At 31.5% G+C, this 13,103-nt stretch carries 16 protein-coding genes and 1 pseudogene; 3 read left to right on the top strand and 14 right to left on the bottom strand.

Annotation, left to right across the window (positions count from 1 at the left end; all coding sequences use genetic code 11):
• Positions 1-122 precede the first annotated feature (122 nt).
• Together LQ673_RS01145 and LQ673_RS01140 are read right to left on the bottom strand one after the other, a co-directional pair.
• Positions 123-482, bottom strand: coding sequence for a HesB/IscA family protein (locus LQ673_RS01145; RefSeq protein ID WP_025904684.1), 360 nt, complete (start codon positions 480-482; stop codon positions 123-125).
• A gap of 11 nt (positions 483-493) precedes the next feature.
• Positions 494-730, bottom strand: coding sequence for a YuzB family protein (locus LQ673_RS01140; protein WP_025904683.1), 237 nt, complete (start codon positions 728-730; stop codon positions 494-496).
• 153 nt (positions 731-883) lie between these two features.
• On the opposite strand from LQ673_RS01140, the gene LQ673_RS01135 reads away from it, so the two are divergent.
• Positions 884-1,948 (top strand): NAD(P)/FAD-dependent oxidoreductase, encoded by a 1,065-nt coding sequence (locus tag LQ673_RS01135; protein ID WP_037588844.1) that lies wholly within the window; start codon positions 884-886, stop codon positions 1,946-1,948.
• 253 nt (positions 1,949-2,201) lie between these two features.
• On the opposite strand, the gene LQ673_RS01130 is transcribed toward LQ673_RS01135, so the two are convergent.
• A complete protein-coding gene (locus LQ673_RS01130; protein ID WP_037588843.1) occupies positions 2,202-2,528 on the bottom strand; it encodes a YuzD family protein in 327 nt (108 codons plus the stop codon).
• Between the two features lie 109 nt (positions 2,529-2,637).
• Between LQ673_RS01130 and LQ673_RS01125 the strand changes: the two genes are divergently transcribed.
• A complete protein-coding gene (locus tag LQ673_RS01125) occupies positions 2,638-2,880 on the top strand; it encodes a NifU family protein (protein WP_025904405.1) in 243 nt (80 codons plus the stop codon).
• A 69-nt stretch (positions 2,881-2,949) separates the two neighbouring features.
• Here the strand turns inward: LQ673_RS01125 and dltD are convergent, their stop codons facing one another.
• The 8 genes from dltD to LQ673_RS01085 all read right to left on the bottom strand — a co-directional run bounded on the left by dltD (position 2,950) and on the right by LQ673_RS01085 (position 9,578).
• Positions 2,950-4,131 carry a D-alanyl-lipoteichoic acid biosynthesis protein DltD gene (dltD, locus tag LQ673_RS01120; protein WP_191835726.1) on the bottom strand — a complete coding sequence of 394 codons (1,182 nt, stop codon included), beginning with the start codon at positions 4,129-4,131 and terminating at the stop codon, positions 2,950-2,952.
• Positions 4,128-4,364, bottom strand: a complete 237-nt coding sequence (gene dltC, locus LQ673_RS01115) for a D-alanine--poly(phosphoribitol) ligase subunit 2 (RefSeq protein WP_037588840.1) — start codon at positions 4,362-4,364, stop codon at positions 4,128-4,130. The genes dltD and dltC overlap by 4 nt, the downstream gene beginning before the upstream one ends.
• A gap of 16 nt (positions 4,365-4,380) precedes the next feature.
• Positions 4,381-5,601, bottom strand: coding sequence for a D-alanyl-lipoteichoic acid biosynthesis protein DltB (gene dltB, locus LQ673_RS01110; protein WP_191835725.1), 1,221 nt, complete (start codon positions 5,599-5,601; stop codon positions 4,381-4,383).
• Positions 5,598-7,058: a D-alanine--poly(phosphoribitol) ligase subunit DltA gene (gene dltA, locus LQ673_RS01105; RefSeq protein WP_191835724.1), complete on the bottom strand. Its 1,461-nt coding sequence runs from the start codon at positions 7,056-7,058 to the stop codon at positions 5,598-5,600. Before dltA ends, dltB begins: the two co-directional genes overlap by 4 nt.
• Before the next feature lie 15 nt (positions 7,059-7,073).
• Complete coding sequence (locus tag LQ673_RS01100) at positions 7,074-7,217, bottom strand: teichoic acid D-Ala incorporation-associated protein DltX (RefSeq protein WP_075577785.1); 144 nt, start codon at positions 7,215-7,217, stop codon at positions 7,074-7,076.
• Positions 7,218-7,389: 172 nt separating this feature from the next.
• Positions 7,390-8,358, bottom strand: a complete 969-nt coding sequence (locus LQ673_RS01095; RefSeq protein ID WP_191835723.1) for a 2-hydroxyacid dehydrogenase — start codon at positions 8,356-8,358, stop codon at positions 7,390-7,392.
• Positions 8,359-8,380: 22 nt separating this feature from the next.
• Positions 8,381-9,148, bottom strand: coding sequence for a TIGR01457 family HAD-type hydrolase (locus LQ673_RS01090; RefSeq protein ID WP_025904399.1), 768 nt, complete (start codon positions 9,146-9,148; stop codon positions 8,381-8,383).
• Positions 9,135-9,578 (bottom strand): DUF86 domain-containing protein, encoded by a 444-nt coding sequence (locus LQ673_RS01085; RefSeq protein WP_025904398.1) that lies wholly within the window; start codon positions 9,576-9,578, stop codon positions 9,135-9,137. The genes LQ673_RS01090 and LQ673_RS01085 overlap by 14 nt, the downstream gene beginning before the upstream one ends.
• 108 nt (positions 9,579-9,686) lie before the next feature.
• Here LQ673_RS01085 and LQ673_RS01080 point away from each other — a divergent pair, with 108 nt between their 5' ends.
• Positions 9,687-9,956, top strand: coding sequence for a DUF3055 domain-containing protein (locus tag LQ673_RS01080; RefSeq protein WP_025904397.1), 270 nt, complete (start codon positions 9,687-9,689; stop codon positions 9,954-9,956).
• A gap of 429 nt (positions 9,957-10,385) precedes the next feature.
• Here the strand turns inward: LQ673_RS01080 and LQ673_RS01075 are convergent.
• The 3 genes and pseudogenes from LQ673_RS01075 to LQ673_RS01065 form a co-directional block, all read right to left on the bottom strand.
• Positions 10,386-10,763 (bottom strand): annotated as a pseudogene (locus tag LQ673_RS01075) (YutD family protein); the annotation flags it as partial.
• Between the two features lie 12 nt (positions 10,764-10,775).
• The gene (gene lipA, locus LQ673_RS01070) at positions 10,776-11,693 is read right to left on the bottom strand and encodes a lipoyl synthase (RefSeq protein ID WP_025904395.1); all 918 of its coding nucleotides are present in this window, start codon (positions 11,691-11,693) and stop codon (positions 10,776-10,778) included.
• Positions 11,694-11,769: 76 nt separating this feature from the next.
• Positions 11,770-13,101, bottom strand: a complete 1,332-nt coding sequence (locus LQ673_RS01065; protein WP_191836740.1) for a bifunctional metallophosphatase/5'-nucleotidase — start codon at positions 13,099-13,101, stop codon at positions 11,770-11,772.
• Positions 13,102-13,103: the final 2 nt, after the last annotated feature.

The following is a 13,103-nucleotide window of genomic DNA, read 5'->3' as shown; positions in this document are numbered from 1 at the left end:
GACACTTATAGGAAAGTTGTGTCACTTTGTGTTTTTCCTCACAAATAAAGATAATACTATTTACATACAAGTTTTATTGTATATTTTTATAAAGATAAATTCAAGTGTGACATATCAATTCCTTAGCATTGTTCTGGTGTACCAGAAACATCTCTTGTCTTAAATGAGCTTCCGCAACCACAAGCTGCAATCGCATTAGGGTTGTCAATCGCAAATCCGCCACCCATTAAAGATGTCTTAAAGTCAATTGTTGTACCATTTAAAATTGGTGCATCATTCTTATCTACTAACACTTTCACACCATAAAACTCTAGAACTTCATCATTCTCTGCTGGTTCTTCTTCTGCTGACATCCCGTAAGAAAGTCCCGTACAACCGCCACCTTTAACAGATACTTTCAAATAACCATTTGGCATATCGTTATTTTTCATCATATCTTTAACTTCATAAGCTGCTGCTTCAGTTAATATAACAGTTGACATATTTATTCCTCCTAAAAAATCCAATTTTCTTCTATATGACTATATATATTTTCAAGTAATTCTTCTGGTGTTTCTCCCTTGACCATATCTCCATTGACTAATGCATATAACCCTCTTGCACATGGTCCACAATTTTGTAGACAACCGTATTCCAATACATCTACTTCTGGATCATTGTCGAGCTTGTTAAACACTACATCAGCACCTTTGGCCAAGTTTGAAATACAAAATTCGACAATTGGGTTCAATGTGTTCACCTACTCACTTTTTATTCATTAAACTATTTTAACATTCATTGTAGTTTATGCCAAAAACGATTATACTAAAAGTATACTTATATATTATAAAATATATACATACAAATTTGTAGAAATTTGATTTATGGACAAAGGAGAATAACGATGAAAAGCTTAGTATTATTAGGGGGCGGATACGGTAATATGCGCTTAATGAAAGAAATACTTCCTAGCACATTACCTTCCGATTATTCAATTACGCTGATTGATCGTATGCCATTTCACGGTTTAAAAACAGAATTCTACGCATTAGCAGCAGGCACAAAACCAGATAAAGATATTCGAGTTCAATTTCCAAAAGATAAAAAAATTAATACAGTATATGGGGAAATTACTGATATTGATTTAGACAATCAAATTGTTTCAGTTGGAGATACACGAGTTGATTATGATGAACTTGTAATAGGTTTAGGTTGTGAAGACAAATATCACAACGTACCTGGCGCAAAAGAATATACTTATAGTATTCAAACTGTACAAAACGCACGCAAAACATACCAAGCAATATGTGACTTACCAAGTGATGCAACTGTTGGTATCGTTGGTGCAGGGTTAAGCGGTATAGAACTTGCAAGTGAATTACGCGAAAGTAGACAAGATATTAAAATCAAACTTTTCGATAGAGGTGCACGAATCTTACCTGCATTCCCAGAAAAGTTAAGTAAATACGTAAAAAAATGGTTTGATAAACATAATGTAGAAGTTGTACCAAATTCAAATATCACTAAAGTTGAACCAGGTCAACTTTATAACAATGAAGATATTCATAACGTTGATTTAGTCGTATGGACTGCCGGTATACAACCAGTTGAAATCGTTAGAAATCTTCCAGTTGATACTAATGACGGTAGAAGGGTTATCGTAAATCAATATCATCAAATTCCAACATATCCAAATGTATATATTGTAGGCGATTGCGCAGCATTACCACATGCACCAAGCGCATATTTAGCAGAAATACAAGCTGACCAAATCGCTGAAGTCATGAAATTACAATGGGCAAACAAACCACTACCTGAAAAGATGCCAGAATTGAAACCACAAGGATTTGTAGGTTCACTTGGTGAAAAACAAGGATTCGCTTATTTAATGGAACAAACCGTAACCGGTCGTTTAGCAAGAGTCATTAAATCAGGCGTCTTATGGTTATATAAATATCATAACGGATAAGAAAAAAGTAGCAGATTACTCTGCTACTTTTTTGTTGTATGTGGGGTTGGATGGAAGTGAAGATGTGAGTTTGTTGTGGTTGTTAAGGAACGGGATAACTTTAGTATTTTCTTGGCTTTATTCGGACATTAAGCTACGACTTGAACTATCTCTTGGCTTTATTCGGACATTAAGCCACATCTTGCCTCATATCACACATCTACTCTCTACCCAACTCACCTGTCCCCAACAATCTTCCCAACATTATTCTTATTTATTGTTCTACTGCTACGTGTTCATCTATAAATTTTGTTACTGGCTTTAATTGAACATAACCATCTGCTACGTATTCATCATTGATTGTTACGAGTGGATAGAATAGTTCGTCTTCGTTTATTCTTTCAATAAATTGTTGGTCGTGATCTGTTAAATTTTCAGTTTGATTCATAATATCAATATATGTGTATTCAAGGTTTAACTCTGGATATTTTCTTCCTAAAATTGCTTGTAACCACTCAAATGTATCTTTTGATGATGGTGCATTTACACAACTTGCACATACAACATCAGCCCCATAAATTACTATACTTGCCTTGGACATTTTAGCATCCCCCTAGTTTCATGAATAGATTTTTTACCTTATTTCTATTATAATAGATAAATAAGATTAATGTATCTAATAACACTTGATGAGAGGAGTATTAATATATATGGCTACCGAACAACAAACAATGTTTGATCAAGTTAGTGATGTACTCGAAAAGTTAAGACCATTCTTATTACGTGATGGCGGCGACTGTGAACTAGTAGATGTTGATGACGGGATTGTTAAATTACGTCTACTTGGTGCTTGTGGTACTTGCCCAAGTTCTACTATTACGCTAAAAGCTGGCATAGAACGTGCTTTATTAGAAGAAGTACCTGGCGTAGTGGAAGTAGAACAAGTATTCTAACTTTATAATTAATAAAAAATAGGACATCGTTTATAAGACGATGTCCTGTTTTTTATTTCCTAGGTAATATTAATGATAATGTCTACTCTCTTTTCCATCATATGTTCCATTGATGTGTTGTATCATTTGTTCATTAATATATACCCAGCCTTTCCATCCAATATGAACGGCATCTGTTATAACATACGGTTCATATTCTTTATCGGTTAAATCATATACTTTCATATCGTTCTTTTGAATCATATGATTGATTTTCTCATATACCGCTTCACGTTTCTCTTTATCGACATGGATATGGTCATACCATTTTCCATTTGCTGGAATAACGATAAACAATGGATCTGCTTTGGCTTCTTTTAAAGTATCAATTAATAATTGTAAATCATCAAATTCTTTCGAATGCATATTAAACTCGTAATTACGATTATATCTTTTACGTTGCTGCTTTAATAAGTGCCAATATTTATCATTCATACAAAATTTGTTTGTTCTTGAATGTTGTGCGCCATATTCAGAAGCGTATAACTTCAAATCATTCCAATTCATTTGATTAAAATGATGGTGCTCTTCTCTATGTAACTTTGCTTTTTCTTGTCCAAAAATTGATTTTAAAGCGTCGTGTTTTTCATAGATGTTTTTTTCAAAATCATTCATAAATGTACCTTCATCATAATGATGATTTTCTTTTTCTATGATTGATTTTAAGTATGGGTCTGATTTTAATTGTTTGAATTGCACTAATCTTTTAGCAAAACGATCTTTAATTTCTGGACTTAACACTTTATTTTTAAATAAGTGGTCAGCTTGTAATGGTGAAAATCGAGCACTAAAATTATCATTAGTCAATCCATGATTCGTAAACCATTGTGGAGAAATAATAATCGCTATTTTTTTACCTTTCAGATTATGTGCTTGGCTCCCCATATTAATTGCATGAATTAAATCAGTTGATCCACCCGTACCTATTAGATATGGTTGTAATTTCGCTTTTTTATCATTCAAGATATACGCTGGATGGAAGATGTCTTGTTTTTCCAATTCACTTGATCCAAAGATTGGATAGAACTTTTTGCTTAATAACATTTCTTCTTGTGAGTGCACACCTTTTAGTACTGTATCATCTAAAGATATCGCTTCGTTATTAATACTGTCATACTTTGAAAATGATTTAATCCATTCTACAGGTACGAGTAAAAATAAACCGAATAATAAACCACTTATTAATAATGGTAACAATAACTTTAGTTTCATTGTAATTCCTTAAGTACTTCTATAATTTTATTTGGTGTTGCCCACTCATCTCTATCAAAATCAGTAATTGTCACATCAATGCCTAAATTATTTTGAATTTCTAATAATAATCCAACTGTCGCAAATGAATCGATAATACCTTCTTCAAATATTTCAATATCAGGATTTTCTTTAACGATATCATTTTCTGCAACTTCTGCTAAAATATTTAAAACACTCTCTTCAAAATTCATAATATATCTCCCTTTTTTAATGTATTAACTTGCCTGAGAAAAGTAAAAATCCAAATGCTATACAATGGAACGTAATAAGAATTGCTACTATGTTCATAATGCTTGGATTCATCTTTATAGGATGTTTTTTACGCCATTGTTCATAATAGCCATATCCAATAAATAGCATTGCATGATATAAACCATACAAAATATAATGCCATTCAATACCGTGCCAAATACCCATAATAAAGAAATTTAAGAAAAATCCTAAATTAGATATTAATAATTTATCTTTTAATAATTTTTCTTTAGATACCCAAAATACAAATCGCATATATACGCAATCTCTAAACCAAAATGATAAACTCATATGCCATCTATTCCAGAAATCTTTAATATTTTTAGCTTTAAATGGTTGGTTAAAGTTAACTGGTGTTTGTACACCAAATAAATAACTAAATGCAATAGCAAATAAACTGTATCCCGCAAAATCAAAGAATAAATAGAAACTATAACCATACATATAATATAAGTAATTTAAAAATGTCGGATCCGTGTCTATTGGTACAACTTTTATGACATATTCATTAATGTAATAAGCAATAATATATTTATACAAGAATCCCATAAACACCATATGTATCGCTTTGATAAGCATGTCATAGTACTTTTCAGGTTCTATCGTCTTCTCTTCATCTTTAATAAATCGTTTATATCGATCTATTGGACCAGATGAGATTGTTGGAAAGAACGTAATAAAATCTATTAATTTCATCGTATCAATAGATTTAATACGACTATCACGAATTTCCATAATGAGTTGAATACTCTTAAATGCAATATACGATATTCCTAAGAATCCAATAAATTCAATGACTCTATTACCATGTATTGTAAGTTGATGTGTTCCAAGCCAGCTACTTTGTAATACTTTGACAACAATTAACGGTAATATAGATAACAATATTGCACTTACATATAACTTGAAGTTATTCGTTTTCTTTACGAGCGTGTTATAAGTTCTAATCAAAACAACTTGGTAACATACGTACAATGCAAAGAAAATAAGTTGATAACTTAAATATTGATTATCGAATAAATTTTTACTGTCATCCGAAAAAATTAAAACAAGCATAATTAAGGTTATTAACCTATTGTATATAAGACTTTTCTTACCGATTAATCCTAAAATAATTACGGGCAACATTAAGATTAAACAGATGTAGAAATAAGTAAAATCGCCATATGGTGTCATGAATTTAACCTCTCTAATACTTTGTTGCGATCTAATTTACCATTGGCCGTTAAAGGTAGCTGTTTAGCATAACTGAATTTTCTAGGAATCATATATTCTGGTAAATGTAATTTCAATTCATGTTTCAAATGCATTGTCATGTCATTTTCACTATCTAGCTCGTCATCCATTGGTACAATCGTTGCATGTAAATATTGGATTTTCTCACCATGTTTAATTGGTGAAATGACAGCTTGTTTAACATCTGGTAAATGTTCAAGTACGCTTTCAATTTCTTCAAGTTCCATGCGATACCCATTAATCTTAATTTGGAAATCAATTCTTCCGTTAATGAACCAATAGCCATCTCGATAAGACGCTTTGTCCCCTGTATGATAATTTAATTGGCCATCAATGATTTTAAACACTTTATTATGTTTTTCTTCATCTTTTAAGTAACCTTGGCTCACACTTTTACCAATAATAATTAATTCACCCTCATCTGTTAACTTCAATTCACTATTTGGGCGCACTTTGCCTATTGGTAAAGGTTTAAATTGATCCAGTATTTCTTGTGTGATTTGTATACTCGTTACAGCAACTGTAGCTTCAGTTGGTCCATATGTATTATAAATAGTTGATGTCGTAAACAAATCATGTAATTTCTGTGCTGTTTTATGACTTAATATTTCTCCACAGAAGAAGAACTGCTTTAATTTCGGATGATGTGTTTCATTAAAATTAGGCAATAAAAGACACATTTCTAAAAATGAAGGTGTAGATACCCAGCTTTCTACTGCTTTTTGTTCAAGTAATTCATATAATTGTTTAGGCTTTTCAATCATCTTCTTATCAACAAGTTGAAGTGTACCACCTGTCATTAAACATGGATAAATGGCCATAACAGACAAGTCAAAAGAAAACGGTGCTTGATTTAACCACATTTTGTACTCGCCTATTTGATTTAATTCCAGCATCCATTCTGTAAAATCAACAAGACTTTCATATCTTATTTGTACACCTTTAGGAAAACCTGTAGAGCCAGATGTAAAAATTGTATAAACAATATCTTTATCAGTTATTCTATTAAAATCTTGATCCACTGATTCAACAGCAAGTATTTCTTCTATTGTTATTTGATTTACATGTAAATTATTCAATAAATTTCCAGTTGTGTTCAAAATAAAAACAGGCTCAACCTTCTCAATGATATGCTCTATTCTTTCTAATGGAATAGATGTATCTATTGGAACGTAACCAATGCCTGCTTTCATACTCGCAATCATTCCCACAATCATATAAGGTGACATATGACCATAAAGTACTATAGGCTTTTCAGAACCTTTAATTAAAGTAGCTAATTTATTAGAATAAAGATCTAATTCACCATAAGTCATTACTTCATCTCTATAATTTATAGCAACCTTATCAGCATGCCACTTATTCATAAATGTTACTTTTTCTAAGATGTCATTCATAAAAGTTCTCCTTCATTAAAATTCATTATATATAAAATCATTACTTGCGCTTCCACCAGCATAAATCCAAAATAACACAATCATGATTAGTAAATAGAAAATCGTCAAACCAATCAATTTAAAGTTTTCAGAGTTTATAATATCCCTAATTTTTTCCATTGTTAATCTCCTTGTGTTTTAATTTTGTAATTATTCTATTTCATCATTATATTCTATGCATAATGGAATATCAAGAATTATATGTAAAAAATTAGCAATATATGGCAATAAAAAGACAAACCAAAAATTTAATTCTTTTGGTTTGTCTTTTTTAGTTATTAATTTCGTTTAATTATTTTAATTTAACCGGCGTTATTGGATCTTGTTTCGACATAATTTGTTTAGCATTATCTACGCATAGTTGCACCATTTTATCTCGCGTTGCAATTGAACTACTACCAATGTGTGGCACAACGATCACTTGATCCATTTTCAAAAATGGATGATCATCTGAAATAGGTTCATTTTCAACAACATCTAATGCTGCACCTAAAATTTCTTGTTGCTCTATTGCTTCAATTAAATCAGACTCTACAATATGACCACCACGTCCGATATTAATTAAAATAGCTGAGTTTTTCATTTTTTTAAATGTTTCTCGATTGAATATGCCTTTTGTTTCAGGCGTTAATGGCGCTGTACAAACTACGAAATCACTCTCATTAAGCAATTCATCCATTGTACGATATTCAACGTTTAATTGCTGTTCAGCTTCTTCTTTTCTAGAGCGATTATGATAAAGTACTTTGCAATTAAAGCCTTTCAATCTTCTAGCAAAAGCTTCTCCAATTGAGCCCATACCATAAATACCAACTGTTGAGCCGTGGACATCTTTTCCTGCTAAAAGATATGGACCCCAGCTTTTCCATTCGCCATTATGTACATATTGAACCGCTTCAACAATTCTTCTTGCTGCTGTTAACATTAACGTAAAGCCTAATTCAGCAGTCGTTTCTGTTAAAACTTCTGGTGTATTTGTAACAACAACACCTTTTTCTTCAGCAAGTTTCACGTCAATATTATCAAAACCAACAGCTAAATTGACGACACCTTTTATGCGCGTTGCATTGTTAAAAAATTCCTCATCAATTTGCTCGCTTAATGTCGTAATGACAATTGTTGCATCTTGAGAACGTTCTAAAAACGCTTCTCTAGGCATTGGTTCTAATTCGCTATTCCAAACATCTACTTCTGCATATTCTTTAATCTGATTGATAAACTTTTCTGGTAATTGTCTTGCAACAAGTACTTTCTCATTCATGTTCTCAGCTCCTTATGTGAATTTACTTAATCACTTCAAATAAATTCTTAACACTATATGTTGGTAATACTTCTTTTTTATTAATTTCTTCTAAAGATGTTACACCCGTTTGTACATGTAATGTATCAATGCCACTATTGATTCCAGCTAAAATATCAGTGTCATATAAGTCACCAATCATGACACAATCTTCTTTAGCATGACCAATTTTTTCAATAGCTTGTTCCATAATAATTGTTTCAGGTTTACCAATGAATACTGGCGTCTGTCCAGTCGATACACTTACAACGCTTGTCAATGAACCATTTCCAGGTAAAAATCCTCTTTCATTTGGAATCGAAACATCTTTATTTGTAGATATGAATTTCGCGCCATTTCTAACGGCTAAACATGCTACTGAAAGCTTTTCATAAGAAATATTCACATCTAAGCCCATTACGACATAATCAACATGTTCATCTTCTTTCACAACTAATCCAGCATCTTTTAAAGACGTTTCTAATCCACTTCCTCCTACCATATACACTGATGCACCTGGAGAAGCTTCACTTATATATCCAGCCGTTGCCATTGCAGAAGTAATCACATGTTCACTTGAAGTATGAAAACCCATATTATTTAATTTTTCTGCTACTTCAGCAGGAGTTTTTGATGAGTTATTTGTAACAAATAAATAATCTTTATTATTTTCATTTAAATAATTTATAAATTCGATTGCACCTTCAATAACTTCCGTACCTTTATACATTGTGCCGTCTATATCAATAAAATAACCTTTATAATCTTTCATTTTTATCTCCTTCACCAAAAGCTGTTACGGGAACATTTTCATTTTCTAAAAAATGTTTTGTATCTTCAATTGCTTGTTTATAAAATGGCGTCGCAATTTCAAAAGCTTTTCTTAATTGATCATGATCAAGATTTTCATAATTTCGAATAAGTTCTTTTCTGTAATCAATAGATGTTCTAATTGCTTCAGCCGTTGAAGGTTGGAATACTTTTTCAAGTTCCATAATATCAATTACATCTTTATAATTACCAGGATCTCTTAAAATAAATGCATCAATAATCAAATTCCCAATATCGACTACAGATTCAATCATCATATGTGCGATTCTTTCTAAAGCATATGGAGAATTTTTCTCGCTTTCAAAATCTACCGTCAATTTTTCTAAATAATTTAATTTTAAAGTTAAAGTTTTGCTATCTACGAAATACATGTAGAAGACCTCCTATCCATATATCATCATATCATAATTTTGAATTGTAGGGCATTGCTCTGTATACTATACAAGTAAAGAAAGATTTTTAAAAAGGAGTCGCTAAACATGATAGATATGTTCTTATATGATGAGCAAGATGAAGCGAAAATACAATTTGTAGGATTTGTCGGTGAACACAGTCGCTATGACTTAACACTGATTTATACAGATAGACATTATGGAAAAACAATGGTACTCAATACTCAAAACAATACATTTGGTATTATTGGTAAAGATGACTTAGAAGAAGAAGGCTATATTAGTCACATCCTCGGTTTAACAGAAGAAGAAGGCGAAGAAGTAACAGAATATTTACATGATGTTATAGATATATAGATTTGAATTAAGTATGTGATTAATATAGTGTGAGCGTTATTAGCAGTTCTGGCCGAAAGTGCTAATACTGATACCGTTATTAGCAAGTTTTGCCCAAAGTGCTAATAAGAAGTCCAGTAATGACAATTCTCAGTAGTTTTGTAAATAAGGCACTCCATAGTTACACTTCGACCGATTTTTGTAATTATGGACACCCATAGTAACACTTCCGCCGACTTTTGTTACTAACGCACCCGTCATTATAAACAACTTCATACAAAAATATTCACAACTCTCACTATAGCTCAATAAAAAAAGAGCCCGGAATTTTCCGGGCTCTTTCGTTTATAAATAATCTTTTAAAGTATTTTTAGATGTAGGTTGTTCTTCAATTAAGTCTTCTTCTATTTCTACTGTTTCAGCTTCTTGTTGTTTGTCTTGTTGTTCTTGTTTAGTGTTTTGCTGAATTGTTGGCTCTATTTTAACATCTTCTAATTTATGTTCTTCGTCTATGAAAGTTGCTTCTTCTGCTGTTAATTTAGATATCTCAGATTTAGATAATCGTCTTAACACAAAATATTTACATCCAAAATTACAATACTCTAGTATATAATCTTGAATGGCAGAGAATCGCTTATTTGCATCACTTTTTTTATTAGAATCATGATAAAAGCCTTTTAAACGAAGTTGCTCGTAACCAAAGTCACCAACAATAAAATCATATTTATCTAGAATTTCAGAATAACGTGATGTAAATTGTTCTTCATTGAAAGATTTCTGATCATCTTTAATCACTTCAAAATAGTTATTTTCTATTTTAGTTAACATTCAATCACCTTATTAGTTATTAAGTGCTTGTTCACCTAGAATATGTTTTTGTTTAGCAGCTTCATTAACTTGTTCATCTGCGTGATAAGAACTACGTACCATTGGACCAGCTTGGCAATGTTTAAAGCCTTTTTCCATCGCTACTTTTCTTAATTTACCAAATTCTAAAGGTGTGTAGTATTTTTGAACATTTAAATGTTTGCGTGATGGTTGTAAATATTGACCGATTGTCATAATATCTACGCCGTTTGCACGTAAATCATCCATTGTTTCATAAATTTCTTCAACTGTTTCACCAAGTCCAACCATTAAGCTAGATTTAGTAGGAATATCTGGGTACATTTCTTTAGATCTTCTTAAGAATTCTAATGTACGGTCGTATTTTGCACGTGCTCTAACTCTTGGTGTTAAGCGTCTAACTGTTTCGATATTATGGTTTAAAATATCTGGTTTAGAAGCCATTAATGTTTCTAAAGCTTCATAACTACCACCCATATCTGATGGTAAAATTTCAATTGTAGTATATGGATTTAACTCTCTTACTTTACGTACTGTTTCTGCATAAACGTTAGAACCAGCATCTTTCAAGTCATCTCTTGCTACAGCTGTAATTACTACGTGTTTTAAGTTCATAAGTTGAACTGATTCTGCTACACGTTGTGGTTCATCTAAATCTAACTCATTTGGAAGACCTGTTTTAACTGCACAGAAACGACATGCTCTCGTACAAACTGCACCTAAAATCATAAATGTAGCTGTACGTCTTTCTCCCCAACATTCGTGAATGTTTGGACATTTAGCTTCTTCACAAACTGTATGAAGATTCTTCTCACGCATCATTTTCTTCAAGCCTGTGTAATTCTTATTCGTGTTTAATTTTATTTTTAACCAGTCTGGTTTACGTAATATTTCTTCATTTTTAGTAGCCATATACGTGAACACCCTTCTATTATTAATTTTCATCTTTATATATTATAACGAATATAAGTATAAATTTAAATGCTCATTACACTTTCTTTTCATGTTGTAATAACTTTTGTTCAAAAATATTTCTTAAAAACTCTGGCATAATATAATTTATATTCATATCTTTCAATATTGGGAAGTATCTTCCGAATGTGTACATATCAATTGTACCGAGCTTATATTGTTCGTGATCTTCTATTTCTTTTCCATTCACAAAACATTGACCTGTAGACTCAATATAGCCGATATTTTTAAATACATATCCTCCAAAAATATCCCCTCTAAAGCCAAATCCAAATGCTACCTCATCCATATAGGACTGTTCCATCGCTTTATAAATAATTTGTTTAAGTTCTACACCTCTTAAATCTACTGAAACAGTGTTTATAGGATGCGGTAACATTTGATGAATATCGTATTCTGTTAAGTCATTGCCTGTCTTACCTTTAACAATAAGACCTGCATTAATAATTGCACAGTCTGCTTCTGTAAATTCTAATACACTTTCGCATAATAAATCTGTTGTATAACTTGCACTGTTAAGTCGTCGTGGTAATGAAAAATGACCTTTAAGAATCGGTTTATTTAATAATGCCTTACCTTTTTCTTCATAATCATTTGGTACTTCTTCAATTAAGTCAGAATTAATAATTACCGCTTCTTTATGGATAACTTTTTGATTTTCAATAACTAAATCTACTTTACCAACATAATGACCATATTTACCAGCTGCAGCCATCAACACACCATTTTGTTCTTCGCCATTTTCAAAATAATGATGTGTATGTGCGCCGAATATAACGTCAACTTCCGGACATTCTTTGCAAATTTGCTCATCAAAGAAGATGCCAACATGACTTAATACGAGCAGTACATCATACGATTCTTCCACTTGTTCGATTTCGTTCTTTAGCGCAAGTAATGGTGACGTTACTTTCCAATCAAGTCTTTCATAAATATGATTAAAAGGTGCTGTCAAACCAATCATACATACTTTAATACCATTAATATCTTTAACAACATGAGAAGTTATATGATTTGGTAAATTGCCATCTAAATCAAATAAATTGCAACAAGTAACATCGAACTGAGCTTCATCATATAAGTGGTTTAAGGCATCATGAGATATTGTCATACCTTCATTGTTACCTATTGTTACAACATCTACGTGACTGTCATTTAAAATATTAACATTTTCTCTACCTTGTGATGCTTCTGTTAAAGGATGAAATAAATCTATATGATCACCTATATCAATATATAGAGTATCATGCTGACAACGACTTCTTTCATCTTTAATATACTGAGATATTTTGGCATATGTATTTAAATGACTGTGTATATCATTTGTATGAAATATCGTGAGCTTCACAA

Origin of the sequence: Mammaliicoccus sp. O-M54 (assembly GCF_022386035.1) — a bacterium.
GTDB classification, from domain to species: domain Bacteria; phylum Bacillota; class Bacilli; order Staphylococcales; family Staphylococcaceae; genus Mammaliicoccus; species Mammaliicoccus sciuri_A.
The sequence above is the reverse complement of the archived record's forward strand: the minus strand, read 5'-3'. Positions and strand labels throughout refer to the sequence as shown.